We start from the raw sequence: 16,435 nt of genomic DNA, 5'->3' as shown, positions 1-16,435 counted from the left end.
CGATCGGTGAAAGTGGGGAGCTTCTGTTGCCCGGTGCCCCCCGTACCGCTGGATTCCGCTTCTGTTGCCCGGTGCGGTCCAACCGCGCTATTTTGGATTAACCTTAGGCCGTGAGGCCCTCAGTTACGCCGCAATCGCGAGTGCTTCGTTATCGTTGGCACTTGTGTAATGGGCCGTTACGGTGGTCCCATTCCGAGCGAAAACAGCGCCTTTCAACACACGTCGATCCTAGTTCGGCCCCGTCATTACCGCCCCTTGCGAGCCGGTAGTGGTGGAGCCGCCGGGTACCGCCCCCGGGTCCGCTGCGCCTAGTCTACGCCGCAGTTTATCGCCATAGCCGGGTAGAACCCGACCAGAGCGATATAGGGCGTCATGTCCCTGCGTGCAAACGCCTTTCGCTCGCCACAATGCGGGTGCATAGGGCACCCCATCATGTTGACCCAGCGTTCCCGCTATGGCCTCCGCGCGATGCTGTTCCTCGCCACCGCCCCTACCGGCACATCGCCCACGCCGATGACCCGGATCGCGGCGGAGGCGAATGTCCCGCGCAAGTTCCTCGAACTGATCCTCGCCGATCTGCGCGATGCGCGGCTGGTCGACAGTTTTCGTGGCAAGCTGGGCGGTTACGTGCTGGGGCGGCCGGCGCACCTGATCTCGCTGGGCGACATCATCCGCGTGATCGAGGGGCCGCTGGCGCTGGTCCCCTGCGTCAGCCGCACCGCCTATCGCCGCTGCACCGACTGCAAGAGCGAGGCGGACTGCGCGATCCGCCACGCGATGATGCGGGTGCGCGACGAAACCGCCCGTATCCTCGACGGCACCAGTCTGGCCGATGCCACGGCGGAGACGCTGGCGGCAGCGTGATCCTTCACATCGTCATTGCGAGCGCAGCGAAGCAATCCAGCCGCCGCGCATGACGCACTGGATGGCTTCGCTACGCTCGCAATGACGGAGGATTTACATACTGCGTCCCACCGTCGCGATATCCAGCAGCAGCAGGATCTTCGCATCGATCCCCAGCCCCGCCGCGCGACGTTCCGCGATAAAGCGCGGCACGTCGGCGGGCATCACGTGGTGGACGGTAATCCCCTCCTCCGCCGTGCCGCCACCCTCGCCCACCCGGACCAGATCGGTCGCGCGGACGATCGTGAAACATTCGGAGGTCATGCCGGGCGAGGAATAGAACAGCCCGCAATCCTCGATCCGCCCGGCACGGTAGCCGGTTTCCTCCTCCAGTTCGCGCCGCGCGCCATCGATCACCGCCTCACCCGCGGTTTCATCGCCGACCAGCCCGGCGGGCAGCTCGATGCAGTTGCGGCCGATCGGCACGCGATATTGCTCGACCAGCACCAGCCGTCCATCGGGATCGGTGGCGACGATCACCGCCGCCCCGATCTCCCCCTGCCGTTCGGCATACTCCCAGTTGCCCTGCTTGCGGACCGCGAGGAAGCGGCCCTCCCACATCGTCTCCATGGTCACAGTTCGATCAACCGGTCGGGCAGTTCGTTCACGTCGCTCTCCGTCTTGGGAACATGGTCGGCCAGCACCGTGCCGATCCGCTCGATCGCGGCGACCAGCCCGGCGGCAGGATGGCCGGCGCGCACCTGATCGACCAGGGCCGCCATCGCATCGCCCCATGCCTCGGGCGGGACGCGGCGGTGAACCTGCTCGTCCGCGACGATCTCGGCCAGATGCTCGTCGAGCGACAGGTACAGCAACACCGCCTCGCGCGTCGCGGTGCGGCGATCGGCACCCAGCCGATAGGCACGCACCGCCTGCCGCCGCACCCGCCGCGCCTTGGTGGCGCGCGGGGTCAGCACCAGTCGCAGCGGCCGCCACGCCAGCGCGAACCGCACGACCAGGAAGGCGATCGTCTGTGCGACCAGCAGCGCGAACAGCGCGCGCTCCATCCCCGCCCCGCCCCAGCCGTCGTCACCGGTCGGCAACAAGGCGGGATGGATCGCCGCGACGGCCGTGACCAGCAGCATCGCCGCCACCGCGTAATGCAGCGCCACGTCGTGATAGGCATCGGAACGTTCGGCCAGCACGGTGACGATCTCACCATCGGTCATCGCCTCCGCTCGTGCCACCGCGGCCGCCACCGCGTCGCGCCCGGCCTTGTCGAGATGCAGCGTCGCCATCACCAGCCGCCCGAGGCGCCACCGCCCCCGAACGAACCGCCGCCACCGGAGAAGCCACCGCCGCCGCCCCAACCGCCGCCGCCGCCGCCATCACCGCCGCCCCAGCCGCCCCCCAGCCCCGGGCCCCAGATCACCACCGGTGCGGCACCGCCGCGAAACCGACGGCCCTTCGCGCGACTGACGATCAGCGGCAGCACGATGAACACGATCACCACCGCCCAGAAGATCGCGACCCCGATGTCACCATTATCGTTATCCGCACGGCGGGTGCCGGCAGCGGCCCTGGTCTGCTCGCGCGCGCGCTGTTCCGCCGCCTCCAGCGGCAGTTTCAGTTGCTCGCCGATCGCCTGCGCCCCCGCGACGATGCCACCGCCCATGTCGCCGGCGCGGAACCGGGGCAGGATCGTCTGGTTCACGATCACGCTGGCCAGTGCGTCGGTGACGATCGGTTCCAGCCCGTAACCGACCTCGATCCGCACCTTCCGCTCCTTGGGCGCGACCAGCAGGATGACGCCGTTGTTCGCCTCGCCCTGCCCGATCTTCCACGCGCGGCCCAGCCGATAGCCGTAATCCTCGATCGGATAGCCCTGCAGGTCGGGTACCGTCGCGACCACGAACTGGCGGGACGACGCCTGTTCGACCTGTTCTGACAACTGCGTCAGTTCCTGCACCTGCGCCGGCGACAGGATCGACGCACCGTCGACGACGCGCCCCGACAGCGCCGGAAACGTCTGCGCCATCGCCCCGCCCGCGCTGACCAGCAGCAACAGCGCGGCCAGCCAGCGGAGCGGATGCAGGCCCATCGCGTATCCCCGGGTCAGCTCGCATTCCCGAAATTGACGATCGGCGCGGTCTCTGCCCCCGGCGTCACCGCCTCGAACGGGGTCAGCGGCTTGGCGCCATAGAAGATGCGCGCCCCGATCGCGTCGGGGAAGGTGCGGATGCGGGTATTATAGTCCTGCACCGCCTGATTATAGTCGCGCCGGGCGATGGTGATGCGGTTCTCCGCCCCCTCCAGCTGGCTCATCAGCGTGGTGTAGTTCCCCTGCGAGCGCAGTTCCGGATAGGCCTCCTGCAACCGCTGCAACGACATCGTCACCGCGCCCTGCGCACGGGCGAACTGCGCGACCTGCGCCGGATCGCCCAGCTGGTCGGGCGATACGCGGACCTGCGACGCGCTGGCGCGGGCCTGCGTCACCTCGACCAGGATCGCCTTTTCCTGCGCGCCGGCGGCCTTCACCGTCGCGACCAGATTGGGGATCAGGTCGGCGCGGCGCTGATATTCGTTCTGGACATCGGCCCAGCGCGCCTTGGCATTCTCCTCGGCGGTCGGCACCGAATTGACGCCGCATCCGGCAAGGGACAGCGCCAGCACGGCAGCGACGGGAACGAACGGGCGGTGCATGGAGCCTCCTGATGATCTGGGTCGCACCCATACGACACGGGGATGGCTTGGCGAATAGGCAATCGTGCCCTAGCCTTACACCCGCTATCAACGAACGAAGGCGACGGTCATGCTCAAGGAATTCCAGGCGTTCATCGCGCGCGGCAACGTGCTCGACCTGGCGGTGGCGGTCATCATCGGCGCCGCGTTCGGGCGGATCGTCACCTCGCTGACCGACGACATCCTGATGCCGATCATCGGCAAGATTTTCGGCGGCCTCGATTTCTCCAGCTACTTCGTCACGATGGGGCCGGTGCCCGCCGCGTTGCAGGGATCGAGCGACTATGCCGCCCTGAAAAAGGCGGGCGTGCCGCTGCTCGGCTACGGTGAGTTCATCACCGTCGCGGTCAATTTCCTGATCGTGTCATTCATCATCTTCATGGTCGTCCGCGCCGTGAACCGCGCGACCACCGTGTTCGAGCGCGAGAAGGACAAGGCCGCCGCCGTCCCCGCCGCCGAGCCGACCGATGTCGCGCTGCTGCGCGAAATCCGCGACGAACTGCGCGCCCGCCGCGAGGTCTGACGGCCGGGAACTGTTGGCTGGACCTAGATGACCCGGGCCTGACCCATTCGTCATTGCGAGCGTAGCGAAGCAATCCAGAGCCCGGCACGCGACGCCCTGGATTGCTTCGCTACGCTCGCAATGACGGGATCGGGAAGAAACAGGCGGAGTCCCATACCACCCCGCCCTACCGGCTCGCCGCGCGTGCCAGCCGGTCGTTGATCGCCGCGCCGATCCCCGCCGCCGGGATCGGCGCCACCGCGATCGCACGCGCGGGCGAGGCATCGGCGAGGTGTAGCGCGGCGAACAGGTTCGCCGCCGCCTCCACCGGATCGCCCCGTGCGGACAGGGTCGCGTTGCCCGCCACCGCGCCGAACCCGATCAGCCATTCGTCCGCCGCCGCGATCGTCGCATCCAGTCGCAGCGGCTTGGCGGGTGCGTAATGTGTCGCCAGTTGTCCCGGCGCCGTCACCGGTCCGCCGACGACCGGCGTCTCGTCCAGTCCGCCCGGCAACAGCGCCGCGATCGCCGCCGCCGGGATCGGCCCCGGCCGCAGGATGCGCCGCCCCGCCACGATCGTCGATTCCACCCCCGCCGCGCACGGGCCGTCGTCGACCACCAGCCCCGCAGCATCGCCCAGACTGGCGACGACATGCGCGGCGGTGGTCGGGCTCAACCCGTTGCTGCGATTGGCGGAAGGCGCGGCGAGCGGTCGCCCGGCCGCCGCGATCAGCGCCTGCATCGCCCGGTGCGCGGGCACCCGCAGCGCCACCGTATCCAGCCCCGCCGTCACCAGCGACGCGATCGGCGCGCCCGCCCGGATCGACAGCACCAGCGTCAGCGGACCCGGCCAGAACGCCGCCGCCAGCGCCCGCGCATCCGCATCGAACATCGCCAGTTCCGCCGCCGCCGTCAGCGAGGCGACATGGACGATCAGCGGATTGAACGACGGCCGCCCCTTCGCCGCATAGATGCGCGCCACCGCGTCGGCATCACCGGCATCCGCCGCGAGCCCGTACACCGTCTCGGTCGGCACCGCGACGATCCCGCCGCGGCGAATCACCGCCGCCGCCGCATCGATCGCGGCCTTGCCGTAGGGGCGGACAACCGATGTGGAGGGGGCGTTTGGCGACGGCATGATTGACCCCCTATAGAGGGCGAAAAGCAGGAGAGACCATGACCTTCGTGCCCCCCGTCGCCGAACAGCGGTTCGTGCTCGACACCGTCGTCCGGTTGCCCGAACTCGCCGCCACCGATCGCTTCGCCGCCGCCAGCGACGACGTGGTGGAGGCGGTACTCGAAGGCGTCGGCCAGTTCGCGGCGGGCGAATGGGCGCCGCTCGCCCGGATCGGCGATACGGTCGGTGCGCGCTGGACCCCGGAGGGGGTGCGGATGCCCGATGGCTTCGCGCGGGCCTATCGCGATTATGTCGATGGCGGCTGGGGCACGATCGGCGCACCGGAGGCATGGGGCGGACAGGGCCTGCCCTTCGCACTCCAGACCGCGGTGCTGGATACGCTGGGGGCCGCCAATATGGGCTTCGCGCTGTGCCCGACGCTGACGGTCGGCGCGATCGAAGCGTTGCAGCATCACGGCAGCCCCGAACAGCAGGCGGCGTATCTGCCCCACCTGTCGACCGGCGAATGGACCGGCACGATGAACCTGACCGAACCGCAGGCGGGCAGCGATGTCGGCGCGCTGCGCGCCACTGCCACCCCGCGTGGCGACGGCACATGGAGCGTGAAGGGCACGAAGATCTATATCTCGTTCGGCGATCACGACATGGCGCCCAACATCGTCCACCTCGTGCTGGCCCGCACCCCCGATGCGCCGCCGGGCACGCGGGGCATATCCTTGTTCCTCGTCCCCAAATACCGGCTGGATGCGGCCGGGAACCCGGGCGACTTCAACGATGTGCGGGTGGTGTCGATCGAACACAAGATGGGCCTCCACGCCTCGCCCACCTGCGTGCTGTCGTTCGGCGACGACGGTGACTGCATCGGCGAACTGATCGGTCCAGAACATGGCGGGATGCGCGCGATGTTCACGATGATGAACAATGCCCGGCTGAACGTCGGCCTGCAGGGCGTGCAGGTGGCCGAAGGCGCGACGCAGCGCGCGGTCGCCTATGCGCTGGACCGCGTGCAATCCCCCCGCGCCGGCGCGAACAGCCGTGAATCCGTCGCGATCGTCGAACATCCCGATGTCCGCCGGATGTTGTTGCGGATGAAGGCGCAGACGCAAGGAGCCCGCGCGCTGGTCTATTATGCGGCCGGGCAGGTCGACCGGGCGGGCCTGAACGAGGCAGGTGCGCGCGACCGGCTCGAACTCGTCACACCGCTGGCCAAGGCCCACGGCACCGATATCGGCAACGAGATCGCCAGCCTCGGCATCCAGGTGCATGGCGGCATGGGCTATGTCGAGGAGACGGGCGCCGCGCAGTATTTCCGCGATGCCCGCATCACCCCGATCTACGAAGGCACCAACGGTATCCAGGCCGCCGATCTGGTCGGCCGCAAGCTGGGTCTCGGCGGCGGCAGCGCCTTCGCCGCGCTGATCGCGGACATCCGGGCGGAGGCGGAACATCCCGACCTGATCGAGCTGGTATCGGCATGCGAGCGGGTCGGCACCCACCTTGCCGCCGCCGGCCATGACGATCGGCTGGCGGGCAGCTATCCGTTCCTTACGATGCTGTCGGTCGCGACCTGCGGCTGGCTGATGGAGCGGCAGGGGCGTGCGGCCACGGGCGATGCGCCGTTCATGGCGATGAAGCGCGCGGCGGTGCGTTTCTATCTCGACCAGATCGTGCCCGAGGCGCTCGGCCTGCGCGCGGCGGCGATGGCGAGCGCGGACGTGCTGTACGCGGTGCCGGCGGCGGCGTTCGCGGCGTAGCGGGGTTCCTCAGGCACTGTCCCGGCAAAGCCTTTGCCAGACTTCTCCCACTTCCCCGGCGGAGGCCGCGGCCCAGTTGGGTGAAACGTCGTGATAACCCACCACGGCCTTCCCAACTGGACCCCGGCCTCCGCCGGGGAGGCAGGTAAGTAGGCATGAGCATTCTTACGTAAATGCCGACCGGCCAAGTCGATGCCACCCTGACGACGGCATCGATTTCCCGCGATCATACGCTACATACCCCGTCATGTTCGACCTAGACGCCTATCTCGCCCGTATCGATATGCCCGCGCGGCCCACGCCCGATGCCGCCGGCCTCGCCCGCCTCCAGCACGCGCACCGGCTGGCGATCCCGTTCGAGAATCTGGACGTGATCCTTGGTCGCGGCATCGCGATCGACAGCGCGTCGGTGTTCGCCAAGCTCGTCACGGCGCGGCGCGGCGGCTATTGCTTCGAACAGAACCGGCTGTTCGGCGATGCGCTGACCGCGCTGGGGTTCGACCATCGCCCGCTGCTGGCGCGGGTGTGGCTGGGGGTCGGCGATACTGTCCCGCCGCTGACCCACACCTTCAGCCTCGTCAGCGTGGCGGGGCAGGACTGGGTCGCCGATCCCGGCTTCGGCGGCAGCTATGCCCCGGTCATGCCGCTGGTCGACGGCGCGGAGGCGGAGGCGCCCGATGGCGCGCGTTTCCGCCTGCGCCACGGTGCCGCCCATGGCTGGACGCTGGAACGCCACGGCCCCGCCGCCACCACCGATGGCCGCGGCGGGCATGACGGCTGGCAGGTGCAGTACAGCTTCACGCTGGCGACGGCACATGACAGCGATCTGGCGATGGGCAATTTCTGGTCTGCCACCGCGCCGGCCAGCCGGTTCCGCCTGCACCGCATCGTCAGCATCATCCTGCCGCATGGCTTCGCTACGCTGACCGACACCGCCTATCGCCGTCATGCCGCAGGCAAGGACAGCGCCGGCACGATCACCGATCCGCGCGTCTACCGGATGCGGCTGGGCCTGATGTTCGGTATCGCGCTGGACGAACAGGAGGTCGCGGCGCTGGGGTTGTTCTGACCGGGCGGCCCGTTGCCAGCGCAGGGTGACGTGAAACCTGCCCTGTCGTCATCGCAAGCGTAGTGAAGCAATGACGGAGTGCGTCGGGCCGATGTCGTCCTGTTCCGGCTGACGACGCCGCACACCGGCCGTGCGGTCAGACCCGTTCGCGCGCCAGCAGGTCGTCCCAGTCCAGCCCCAGCAGATCGACCGCCTCCACGATGCGCGGCCATTGCACGCGCCGGAATGCATCCTGTTCGGCGGCGCGCAGCCGGTCGGCGGCACCGGGCAGCACGAACATGCCGACGCCGCGCCGCACCTCTACATAGCCGTCGTCCTGAAACCCCTGATACGCCTTGGCGACGGTCAGCGGGTTGGCGCCGTGTTCGGCGGCAAAGGCACGGACGGAGGGCAACTGGTCACCCGCCCGGTACACGCCGCGCAGGATGCCGGCCGCGATCGCGCCGCGCAGGCGGAGATAGACCGGGCTGTCCTCGTTGCTCAACGCTGTCATGCTCTGGTAGTACACCATCGGTCGCGGATGTCGACTCACCAGTGCGAGACGATGCGATCGATTGCGGGACGCGGGCGTTCGTCGAGCGGGCGCGACGGCGTGCCGATGAAGACGAAGCCGACGATGCGTTCAGACGCAGCCCCAAATGCACCCAGCACCGTCTCGCTGAACGCCGCCCAGCCGGTCAGCCATCCCGCCGCATAGCCGGCGGCGTGCGCGGCATGGAGCAGGTTCATGCACGCCGCCCCCGCCGACAATTCCTGTTCCCACACCGGGATCGGGCTGTCGACGCGCGGGCTCGACAACACCACGACCAGGGTCGGGGCCTGATGCGCGAACTGTTCCAGCCCGGCGATCTCGCCCGCCGATGCGCCCGGCTTTTCCGACCGACACGCCTCGGTCAGCAGCGTGGCGAGCGCGGCGCGTCGTTCGGGGGCCACCACCACGAACCGCCACGGCGCGATCTTGCCGTGATCCGGGGTCCGCGCCGCGATCGTCAGCATATCCGTCAGTTCGTCGGCGTCCGGTCCCGGCGCGACCAGGTCGCGCGGCTTGCCGGAACGGCGGGTGGCGAGGAAGGCGGCGGGGGTGGAGCGGTCGTTCAGCATCCCCGCCCACATGGCGATGCCCGCGCAACTTTACACCCGCCCCGATGCCGCTAGGGTCGCCCCCAAGCGAAGCGGAGAGCATGAGACATATGGCGACAGTGATGCAGGGCGGCGGGGTGCCGCCCCATGCGAAGACGTTTTTCGGGCATCCGCGCGGCCTGTACCTGCTGTTCTTCGCCGAGTTGTGGGAACGCTTTTCCTATTACGGGATGCGCGCCATCCTGGTGTTCTACCTGACCAAGCACCTGCTGTTCACCGAACAGCCCGCCTATGCGGTGTACGGCGCCTATACGTCGATGGTGTACATCACCCCGATCCTGGGCGGCTGGATCGCCGACCGGTATCTGGGCGCACGCAAGGCGGTGCTGGCGGGCGGCGTGCTCATCACCATCGGCCATCTGCTGATCGCGCTGGTCGAGGGGCCGGTGGGCGTCCACGGCACCGCGCTGGAAGGTTTCTATGCCGGCCTCGCCTTCATCATCGTCGGCACCGGGTTCCTGAAAGCGAACATCTCGGTGCTGGTCGGCCAGCTCTACCGCCGCGACGACCTGCGGCGCGACGGTGCCTTTTCGATCTTCTACATGGGGATCAACACCGGCGCGTTCGCCGGGCCGATCGTCGTCGGCGTGCTGGGCGAGACGGTGGGCTGGTCCTGGGGCTTCGGCGCCGCCGGGATCGGCATGGCACTTGGGCTGGTGGCGTTCGTGCTGGGCCGCCCCGCCCTGCACGGCGTCGGCGCCCCGCCCTCGGTCGAGCGACTGGCGGGACGCAGCCCGGTCGGCCTGTCGCGCGAATGGGCGATCTATGCCGGCGCGCTCGTGTGCGTGGCGGTGTCGTGGTGGCTGGTGCGCAGCCAGGGCGTGGTCGGCACCGCGCTGGTCCTCGCCGCGCTGGTGACGATCGGCTATATCCTGTGGACGGCGGTGGTGAAGCTGCCGCGCGAGGATCGCGATCGCATCTTCGCCGCGCTGTTCCTGATCGCTTTATGCCCGTTGTTCTGGGCGCTGTTCGAACAGACCGGCTCCTCGCTCAACGTCTATACCGACCAGCAGGTCGATCGCACGATCCTGGGGTGGACGATCCCGGCCACGGTGTTCCAGTCGGTCAATCCGTTCTTCATCATCACGCTGGCGCCGTTGTTCGGTGCGCTGTGGGTCAAGCTGGCGCGGGCCGGGCGGGAGCCGAGTGCGCCGTTCAAGTTCGGGATCGGCCTGATCCTGATCGGTGCGGGCTTCTTCGTGCTGAACTGGGGTGCCCCCGCGCAGGGGCTGACTCCGGCGATCTTCGTCATCCTGCTCTACATGCTGCATTCGATCGGCGAATTGTGCTTCTCGCCCGTGGGCCTGTCATCAATGACGCGGCTGTCGATCCCGCAGATGACCGGGCTGATGATGGGTACGTGGTTCCTGTCGACCGCCGCCGGCAACTTCCTCGCCGGCCTGATCGCGCAGGCGACCGGCGGCGAGGGTGCCGGCCCGGCACAGGTGCTGGAGGTCTATGCCCGGTGCGGCTGGTTCGCGATCGCGATCGGCATCGTCGTGCTGCTGCTGGCGCGGCCGGTGACGAAGCTGATGCACCTCGACACGCTGGGCAGGGATGTCGACCACGCCATGGCGGGCGACGCGGTGCTGGCCGAACCGGCGGCGGCGGGGCTCGATACGCGCGGCGAACAGACGTCGCGGCGGTAGCGTAAGGCCAACTATCCCGTCGTTGCGAGCGTAGCGAGGCAATCCGGGGCGTCGCGCACCGGGCCCTGGATTGCTTCGCTACGCTCGCAATGACGGCGTGGAGCAGGCCAGCCCTACAGCCGCGTCATCGCCATCGCCCGCTCGCCATATCGTGGCCCCGCCGTCCCCCCGCGCGGCGCGGCGGCATCCAGCGCGGCGAGATCGTCGGCGGTCAGCGCCACGTCGACCGCCTTCATGCTGTCCTCCAGCGTCACGCGGCGCTTCGATCCGGGGATCGGGACGATGTCGTCGCCTTGCGCCAGCAGCCATGCCAGCGCGACCTGCGCCGGGCTGGCGTCGTGGGCGGCGGCGATGTCCTTCACCACGTCCACCATCGCCATGTTGCGCGCGAAATTCTCGTCCGAATAGCGGGGGTCGTTGCGACGGTAATCGCCCTCGGGCAGGTCGTCGCGGCTGGTGATCTGCCCGGTCAGGAACCCGCGCCCCAGCGGGCTGTACGGCACGAAGCCGATGTCCAGTTCGCGGCACGCCGGCAGGATCGCCTCCTCCACGTCGCGCTCCCACAGCGAATATTCGCTCTGGAGCGCGGCGATCGGGTGGGTCGCGGCGGCGCGGCGGATCGTCTCCACCCCCGCCTCCGACAGGCCGAGATGGCGGACCTTGCCCTCCTCGACCAGCCGGCCCATCGCGCCCACCGTGTCCTCGATCGGCACGTTGGGGTCGACGCGGTGCTGGTAGAACAGGTCGATCGTCTCCACCCCCAGCCGCTTCAGCGACCCCTCGCACGCGCGGCGGACATTGTCGGGGGTGCTGTCGACCCCGGTCATGCCGTTGTCGTCATAGCGGAACCCGAATTTGGTCGCGATGACCACGCCGTCGCGTTTACCCCGGATCGCGCGGCCGAGCAGTTCCTCGTTGACCAGCGGGCCATAGATTTCGGCGGTGTCGAACAGCGTGACGCCCAGTTCGATCGCGCGGTGCAGCGTCGCGATGCTCTCGTCCACGTTCGCCTCACCATACATCCCCTTGCCGATCCCGGCCATCGGCATGCATCCGAGGCCCAGCGCGGAAACCTCGAAATCGGGGCCGAGCGTGCGGTACTTCATCAGATATCCTCCGGCAGCGGATCGTGGCTAAGGCGGGAAACGGTCGCCACGGCGCCAAGGTCCATCGTCACGTTGCCCAGCGTGCGGAAGATGTCCGGGATCGTCTCCACCGCGACGAGCAACCCCAATGGCGCGATCGGCACCCCCAGCACGGCGGCGATCGGCGCGATCGCGCTGACGAAGCTGATCTGCCCCGGCAGGCTGACCGAGCCGAGCGAGGTCAGCGCCGCGACCACCACCGCCGCCGCCATCGTCCCCGGGGTCAGCGCGATCCCGAACCAGCGCGCGACATAGATCGCCACCGCCAGGTTCATCGCCGGCCCGGTCCAGCGGAAGATCGCCACCGCGATCGGCAGCGTCAGCCCGGCGGTCGACACGGGCACGCCCAGCGCCCCTGCCCCCTTCAGCATCGCCGGCAGGCTGGCGAGCGAGGATTGCGTGCTGATCGCCACCGCCTGTGCCGGCAGCGCCGCACGCGCGAAGCGGGCGACGCCGATGCGCGCACCGAGCAGCGCCAGCGGGATCGCGCCGAGCAGCGAGACCGCGATACCCACCGTCGACACGGTGACGACGTAATGGACCAGCGCCCCGAACGCCGCCGTTCCCGCCCGCGCGCCCACCACCAGCGCCAGCGCGAACACGCCGAGCGGAGCGAGCCACAACACCCAGTTGATGACGACCAGCATCGTCTCACGCAGCGCTTCGAACACGGTCGTCAGCAGGCGACGGCGCTCGGCGTCGATCCGGGTCAGCGCAAAGGCGAAGATCAGCGTGAAGATGATGAGCGGCAGGAACGCGTCCGCCGTCGCCGCCGCCAGCGCGTTGGTCGGCACGATATGCGCCAGCAGGTCGCCGATCGGCGGTGCCTGCGCCACCGGCGCCGCCCCCGTCAACGCGGCCCGCAGGCTCGCCCCCGCCTCGGCGGGCAACGGCACCAGGTCCAGGAACAACGGCGTCAGCAGCGCGGCGGCCAGGGCGGACACGAACAGCAGCGATACGAACATCAGGATCGCGCGCGCCGCGATCCGCCCCGCCCGCGCCGCCTCCGCCGTCGCGGCGACGCCGGTCACCAGCAGCGAAACGACCAGCGGCACCACCGTCATCTGCAACGCGTTGAGCCATGCGGTGCCGACCGGCTGGGCCAGCAGGATCGCGGTGTCGGCGGCGGACGGTGTCCAGGCGGCCAGCGCGATGCCGCCGAGCAGGCCGGCGATCAGCGACAGGAGGATACGGGTGGGTTGCGACATGCTCGCTCTTGGCTGTTGATCGGGGTTGCCGCTAATGGGTGCTACGCTAACCGATAACGGAACGGAACGCCGCGACATGGCAAGGAAATATTTCGGCACGGATGGAATTCGCGGGGCGACCAACGCCGGCGTAATGACCGCGGCGATGGCGATGAAGGTCGGCATGGCGGCCGGCACCTGGTTCCTGCGCGGCGATCACAAGCACCGGGTGGTGATCGGCAAGGACACCCGCCTGTCGGGCTATATGCTGGAATCCGCGCTGGTCGCGGGCTTCACCGCGGTCGGCATGGACGTGGTGATGACCGGCCCGTTGCCGACGCCCGCGATCGCGATGCTGACCCAGTCGATGCGTGCCGATATCGGCGTGATGATCTCCGCCAGCCACAATCCCTTCGCCGACAACGGCATCAAGCTGTTCGGGCCGGACGGCTACAAACTGTCCGACGAGGCGGAGGAGGCGATCGAGGCGCTGATCGACGGCGATATCCCGCTCGCCCCGTCCGACCATATCGGCCGCGCCCGCCGGGTGGACGATGCCGCCGGCCGCTATATTCATTTCGCCAAGTCGACCTTTCCGGAAAACCTGCGGCTCGACGGGATGCGCATCGTGATCGATTGCGCGAACGGCGCCGCGTACAAGGTCGCGCCCGCCGCCCTGTGGGAACTGGGTGCGGACATCATCCCGATCGGCGTCACGCCCGACGGCATCAACATCAACGCCGGCGTCGGCTCGACCGCGCCGGAAACGCTGGCGGAGACGGTGGTCGCCGCGGGTGCGGATATCGGCATCGCACTGGACGGCGATGCCGACCGGCTGATCGTGGTCGACGAACGCGGCCGGGTGATCGACGGCGACCAGTTGATGGCGACGATCGCCGCCGCCTGGGCCAGGGTCGGCAAGCTGGCGGGTGGTGGTCTCGTCGCCACGGTCATGTCCAATCTGGGGCTGGAGCGGCATCTGGCGGCGCAGGGCCTCGGCCTCGTCCGCACCGCGGTCGGCGACCGGCACGTGCTGGAGAAGATGCGGACCAGCGGCTACAATGTCGGCGGCGAGCAGTCGGGGCACATCATCCTGTCCGATTACGGCACCACCGGCGACGGGCTGGTCGCCGCGCTCCAGATCCTCGCCGAGGTGAAGCGCGCCGGCGCCCCCGCCAGCGAGGTGCTGCACCGCTTCGAACCGCTGCCGCAATTGCTGAAGAACGTGCGCTTCGCCGGCGGCAAGCCACTCGACACCGATGCGGTGAAGGCGACGATCGCCGCCGCCGAGGCGGAACTGGCCGGGCGCGGGCGCCTCGTCATCCGCGCGTCCGGCACCGAGCCGGTGATCCGGGTGATGGCGGAGGGCGAGGATGCCGGGCAGGTCGAACGCCTCGTCGACCGCATCTGCGACGCCGTGCGGGCGGCCGTCTGATGCTGGAGATGAAGCCCGCCTGCGAACGCTGCGCCACCGACCTGCCCGCACAGGCACCGGGCGCGTTCATCTGCTCGTTCGAATGCACCTTCTGTGCGGAATGTGCCGACGAACTGGACGAACGCTGCCCCAATTGCGCCGGTGAACTGGTCGACCGCCCGACCCGGGCCAAGAGTAAGGCGACGCGGCAGTAGGGATCATACCTGCTTCCGGCATCCCGAATGTCCTACACATCCGGTCTGCGCTACAGGCGGCAATCGACCATTTTCCCCAAACGTCCCACTTCCACCCGGAACCCCTGTAGGATGCGACTTTCGTGACTTTCCGAGCCTCATGACCCCCCGTTCCGGCATCGCCCGCGTCCTGATCGTCGCGGGTTCCGATTCGGGCGGCGGTGCGGGTATCCAGGCGGATATCCGCACCGTGACGATGCTCGGCGGCCATCCGATGACCGCGATCACCGCGATCACCGCGCAGAACACGCTGGGGGTGCAGGCGGTGCATCCCGTGCCGGTCGACATCGTCGTCACGCAGATGCGCAGCGTCATCGACGATCTGGGCATCGATGCGGTCAAGATCGGGATGATCGGATCGGCTGAAATAGCCCATGCCGTCGCGGATATGCTGGAGACGGTGGCCTCTTGCCCCGTTGTCTTCGATCCGGTGATGATCGCCACCAGCGGCGCCATACTGGCAGATGAGGCGACGACCACCGCTTTCGCCCGCCTGATGCGACGGGCGACGCTGGTGACGCCCAACCTTCCCGAGCTGGCGGCGCTGGGCGGCGAGGCGGCGGTGCTGTCGCACGGAGCCGCGCTGCTCGCCAAGGGCGGACATGGCGAGGGTCACCGCATCGAGGATCGATTGATCACAGGCGATGGCGAAACCGTGTGGACGCACGATCGTATCGATACCGTTCACAGTCACGGCACTGGCTGCACACTGGCAAGCGGTATCGCCACGGGGCTGGCACAGGGCATGACATTGTCCGACGCCTGCGACCGGGCCATCAGCTATGTTCAGTCCGCGCTTGCGGCCGCCCCCAATCTCGGGGGTGGTCATGGACCCATGGGGCACGCGCTCGCCACAACCCCCTATTACCACCTGCTGGCCGCAAGTGATCGGGACGGTTGGGATGCTGCCGCTTTAGCTGCACGGTGGCCCTGACATGCCCGGCCTGAGCCATGAGCGCCTCTACCCCGCCCCCGTCGCCGGGGTGGACGAGGCGGGGCGCGGGCCGCTCGCCGGGCCGGTGGTGGCGGCGGCGGTGATCCTGCCGCCGCGCGGGGTGCCGCGCGGAATCGACGATTCGAAGAAACTGTCCGCCGCGATCCGCGCGCAATTATGCGCGCGGCTGCTCGATTGCGCGCAGGTCGGCATCGGCATCGTCGAGGCGGACGAGATCGACCGGCTCAACATCCACTGGGCGACGATGAAGGCGATGACGCTGGCGGTCGATGCGCTGGTCGCCACGCACGGCACGCCGCCCGGCCATGTGCTGGTCGACGGCAACCGCCTGCCGCGCTGGGATTATCCCGCCACCGCGCTGGTCGGTGGCGACGCGCTCAGCCGTTCGATCGCCGCCGCGTCGATCGTCGCGAAACACACCCGCGACCGGATCATGATCGCCCATGCCGAGGCGCATCCGCAGTATAACTGGCATTCCAACAAGGGCTATGGCTGCCGCCATCACCTCGCCGCGCTGCGCGACCATGGCCCCACATCGCTTCACCGCCGCAGTTTCGCGCCGGTCGCGCAGGCCGAACGGGCGTTATCGCCCGACTGAGTCTTTCCCGCCACAATCGCAAGCGGTAGCGGCAGGATAGCCGCC

18 protein-coding genes and 1 other RNA gene are annotated in these 16,435 nt (G+C 68.9%); 9 read left to right on the top strand and 10 right to left on the bottom strand.

Annotated elements, in window-relative coordinates; translation table 11 throughout:
• Window positions 1–50: 50 nt before the first annotated feature.
• Window positions 51–392: a transfer-messenger RNA gene (gene ssrA / locus ABD719_RS05330) on the bottom strand.
• Between the two features lie 40 nt (window positions 393–432).
• Between ssrA and ABD719_RS05325 the strand changes: the two genes are divergently transcribed.
• Window positions 433–864 (top strand): RrF2 family transcriptional regulator, encoded by a 432-nt coding sequence (locus tag ABD719_RS05325; protein ID WP_192129096.1) that lies wholly within the window; start codon window positions 433–435, stop codon window positions 862–864.
• Between the two features lie 93 nt (window positions 865–957).
• On the opposite strand, the gene ABD719_RS05320 is transcribed toward ABD719_RS05325, so the two are convergent.
• Genes ABD719_RS05320 through ABD719_RS05305 form a run of 4 tightly spaced genes read right to left on the bottom strand, consistent with a single transcriptional unit; the run spans window position 958 to window position 3,546 of the window.
• Window positions 958–1,473, bottom strand: coding sequence for an NUDIX hydrolase (locus ABD719_RS05320; RefSeq protein ID WP_344692335.1), 516 nt, complete (start codon window positions 1,471–1,473; stop codon window positions 958–960).
• Between the two features lie 2 nt (window positions 1,474–1,475).
• The gene (locus ABD719_RS05315) at window positions 1,476–2,141 is read right to left on the bottom strand and encodes a TPM domain-containing protein (protein ID WP_344692334.1); all 666 of its coding nucleotides are present in this window, start codon (window positions 2,139–2,141) and stop codon (window positions 1,476–1,478) included.
• Window positions 2,141–2,944, bottom strand: a complete 804-nt coding sequence (locus ABD719_RS05310) for a TPM domain-containing protein (protein ID WP_344692333.1) — start codon at window positions 2,942–2,944, stop codon at window positions 2,141–2,143. The genes ABD719_RS05315 and ABD719_RS05310 overlap by 1 nt, the downstream gene beginning before the upstream one ends.
• A 14-nt stretch (window positions 2,945–2,958) precedes the next feature.
• Window positions 2,959–3,546: a LemA family protein gene (locus ABD719_RS05305; protein WP_344692331.1), complete on the bottom strand. Its 588-nt coding sequence runs from the start codon at window positions 3,544–3,546 to the stop codon at window positions 2,959–2,961.
• A 109-nt stretch (window positions 3,547–3,655) separates the two neighbouring features.
• Between ABD719_RS05305 and mscL the strand changes: the two genes are divergently transcribed.
• The gene (mscL, locus tag ABD719_RS05300; protein WP_192129106.1) at window positions 3,656–4,108 is read left to right on the top strand and encodes a large conductance mechanosensitive channel protein MscL; all 453 of its coding nucleotides are present in this window, start codon (window positions 3,656–3,658) and stop codon (window positions 4,106–4,108) included.
• A 166-nt stretch (window positions 4,109–4,274) separates the two neighbouring features.
• Here mscL and ABD719_RS05295 read toward each other — a convergent pair whose 3' ends face one another.
• Window positions 4,275–5,225 (bottom strand): L-threonylcarbamoyladenylate synthase, encoded by a 951-nt coding sequence (locus ABD719_RS05295; RefSeq protein ID WP_344692330.1) that lies wholly within the window; start codon window positions 5,223–5,225, stop codon window positions 4,275–4,277.
• Between the two features lie 38 nt (window positions 5,226–5,263).
• Here ABD719_RS05295 and ABD719_RS05290 point away from each other — a divergent pair, with 38 nt between their 5' ends.
• Both ABD719_RS05290 and ABD719_RS05285 read left to right on the top strand, forming a co-directional pair.
• Window positions 5,264–6,979 (top strand): acyl-CoA dehydrogenase family protein, encoded by a 1,716-nt coding sequence (locus ABD719_RS05290; protein WP_344692329.1) that lies wholly within the window; start codon window positions 5,264–5,266, stop codon window positions 6,977–6,979.
• A gap of 247 nt (window positions 6,980–7,226) precedes the next feature.
• Window positions 7,227–8,048, top strand: coding sequence for an arylamine N-acetyltransferase family protein (locus tag ABD719_RS05285; RefSeq protein WP_344692328.1), 822 nt, complete (start codon window positions 7,227–7,229; stop codon window positions 8,046–8,048).
• Between the two features lie 136 nt (window positions 8,049–8,184).
• On the opposite strand, the gene ABD719_RS05280 is transcribed toward ABD719_RS05285, so the two are convergent.
• Window positions 8,185–8,541 (bottom strand): GntR family transcriptional regulator, encoded by a 357-nt coding sequence (locus ABD719_RS05280; protein ID WP_192129197.1) that lies wholly within the window; start codon window positions 8,539–8,541, stop codon window positions 8,185–8,187.
• A gap of 35 nt (window positions 8,542–8,576) precedes the next feature.
• Window positions 8,577–9,149 carry a nitroreductase family protein gene (locus tag ABD719_RS05275; protein ID WP_344692582.1) on the bottom strand — a complete coding sequence of 191 codons (573 nt, stop codon included), beginning with the start codon at window positions 9,147–9,149 and terminating at the stop codon, window positions 8,577–8,579.
• Between the two features lie 89 nt (window positions 9,150–9,238).
• Between ABD719_RS05275 and ABD719_RS05270 the strand changes: the two genes are divergently transcribed.
• Window positions 9,239–10,837 carry a peptide MFS transporter gene (locus tag ABD719_RS05270; RefSeq protein WP_344692327.1) on the top strand — a complete coding sequence of 533 codons (1,599 nt, stop codon included), beginning with the start codon at window positions 9,239–9,241 and terminating at the stop codon, window positions 10,835–10,837.
• Between the two features lie 113 nt (window positions 10,838–10,950).
• Here ABD719_RS05270 and ABD719_RS05265 read toward each other — a convergent pair whose 3' ends face one another.
• Window positions 10,951–11,943 (bottom strand): aldo/keto reductase, encoded by a 993-nt coding sequence (locus tag ABD719_RS05265; RefSeq protein WP_344692326.1) that lies wholly within the window; start codon window positions 11,941–11,943, stop codon window positions 10,951–10,953.
• The gene (locus tag ABD719_RS05260) at window positions 11,943–13,190 is read right to left on the bottom strand and encodes a dicarboxylate/amino acid:cation symporter (RefSeq protein WP_344692325.1); all 1,248 of its coding nucleotides are present in this window, start codon (window positions 13,188–13,190) and stop codon (window positions 11,943–11,945) included. Before ABD719_RS05260 ends, ABD719_RS05265 begins: the two co-directional genes overlap by 1 nt.
• A gap of 76 nt (window positions 13,191–13,266) precedes the next feature.
• On the opposite strand from ABD719_RS05260, the gene glmM reads away from it, so the two are divergent.
• From glmM to ABD719_RS05240, 4 genes are all read left to right on the top strand, one after another.
• Entirely contained in the window at window positions 13,267–14,604 is a 1,338-nt protein-coding gene (gene glmM / locus ABD719_RS05255) for a phosphoglucosamine mutase (protein WP_344692324.1), read from the top strand.
• A complete protein-coding gene (locus ABD719_RS05250) occupies window positions 14,604–14,798 on the top strand; it encodes a DUF1272 domain-containing protein (RefSeq protein WP_344692323.1) in 195 nt (64 codons plus the stop codon). Before glmM ends, ABD719_RS05250 begins: the two co-directional genes overlap by 1 nt.
• Before the next feature lie 139 nt (window positions 14,799–14,937).
• Window positions 14,938–15,771 carry a bifunctional hydroxymethylpyrimidine kinase/phosphomethylpyrimidine kinase gene (gene thiD / locus ABD719_RS05245; RefSeq protein ID WP_344692322.1) on the top strand — a complete coding sequence of 278 codons (834 nt, stop codon included), beginning with the start codon at window positions 14,938–14,940 and terminating at the stop codon, window positions 15,769–15,771.
• Between the two features lies 1 nt (window position 15,772).
• A complete protein-coding gene (locus ABD719_RS05240; RefSeq protein WP_344692321.1) occupies window positions 15,773–16,390 on the top strand; it encodes a ribonuclease HII in 618 nt (205 codons plus the stop codon).
• Window positions 16,391–16,435: the final 45 nt, after the last annotated feature.

Source organism: Sphingomonas cynarae (assembly GCF_039537815.1).
Classification (GTDB): domain Bacteria; phylum Pseudomonadota; class Alphaproteobacteria; order Sphingomonadales; family Sphingomonadaceae; genus Sphingomonas; species Sphingomonas cynarae.
The sequence above is the reverse complement of the archived record's forward strand: the minus strand, read 5'-3'. Positions and strand labels throughout refer to the sequence as shown.

Excerpts from the sequence above, each read along its gene's own strand:
- ABD719_RS05325 (WP_192129096.1), top strand. The coding sequence starts at position 433 with ATGTTGACCCAGCGTTCCCGCTATGGCCTCCGCGCGATGCTGTTCCTC.
- ABD719_RS05320 (WP_344692335.1), bottom strand. The coding sequence starts at position 1,473 with ATGGAGACGATGTGGGAGGGCCGCTTCCTCGCGGTCCGCAAGCAGGGC.
- ABD719_RS05315 (WP_344692334.1), bottom strand. The coding sequence starts at position 2,141 with ATGGCGACGCTGCATCTCGACAAGGCCGGGCGCGACGCGGTGGCGGCC.
- ABD719_RS05310 (WP_344692333.1), bottom strand. The coding sequence starts at position 2,944 with ATGGGCCTGCATCCGCTCCGCTGGCTGGCCGCGCTGTTGCTGCTGGTC.
- ABD719_RS05305 (WP_344692331.1), bottom strand. The coding sequence starts at position 3,546 with ATGCACCGCCCGTTCGTTCCCGTCGCTGCCGTGCTGGCGCTGTCCCTT.
- mscL (WP_192129106.1), top strand. The coding sequence starts at position 3,656 with ATGCTCAAGGAATTCCAGGCGTTCATCGCGCGCGGCAACGTGCTCGAC.
- ABD719_RS05295 (WP_344692330.1), bottom strand. The coding sequence starts at position 5,225 with ATGCCGTCGCCAAACGCCCCCTCCACATCGGTTGTCCGCCCCTACGGC.
- ABD719_RS05290 (WP_344692329.1), top strand. The coding sequence starts at position 5,264 with ATGACCTTCGTGCCCCCCGTCGCCGAACAGCGGTTCGTGCTCGACACC.
- ABD719_RS05285 (WP_344692328.1), top strand. The coding sequence starts at position 7,227 with ATGTTCGACCTAGACGCCTATCTCGCCCGTATCGATATGCCCGCGCGG.
- ABD719_RS05280 (WP_192129197.1), bottom strand. The coding sequence starts at position 8,541 with ATGACAGCGTTGAGCAACGAGGACAGCCCGGTCTATCTCCGCCTGCGC.
- ABD719_RS05275 (WP_344692582.1), bottom strand. The coding sequence starts at position 9,149 with ATGCTGAACGACCGCTCCACCCCCGCCGCCTTCCTCGCCACCCGCCGT.
- ABD719_RS05270 (WP_344692327.1), top strand. The coding sequence starts at position 9,239 with ATGGCGACAGTGATGCAGGGCGGCGGGGTGCCGCCCCATGCGAAGACG.
- ABD719_RS05265 (WP_344692326.1), bottom strand. The coding sequence starts at position 11,943 with ATGAAGTACCGCACGCTCGGCCCCGATTTCGAGGTTTCCGCGCTGGGC.
- ABD719_RS05260 (WP_344692325.1), bottom strand. The coding sequence starts at position 13,190 with ATGTCGCAACCCACCCGTATCCTCCTGTCGCTGATCGCCGGCCTGCTC.
- glmM (WP_344692324.1), top strand. The coding sequence starts at position 13,267 with ATGGCAAGGAAATATTTCGGCACGGATGGAATTCGCGGGGCGACCAAC.
- ABD719_RS05250 (WP_344692323.1), top strand. The coding sequence starts at position 14,604 with ATGCTGGAGATGAAGCCCGCCTGCGAACGCTGCGCCACCGACCTGCCC.
- thiD (WP_344692322.1), top strand. The coding sequence starts at position 14,938 with ATGACCCCCCGTTCCGGCATCGCCCGCGTCCTGATCGTCGCGGGTTCC.
- ABD719_RS05240 (WP_344692321.1), top strand. The coding sequence starts at position 15,773 with ATGCCCGGCCTGAGCCATGAGCGCCTCTACCCCGCCCCCGTCGCCGGG.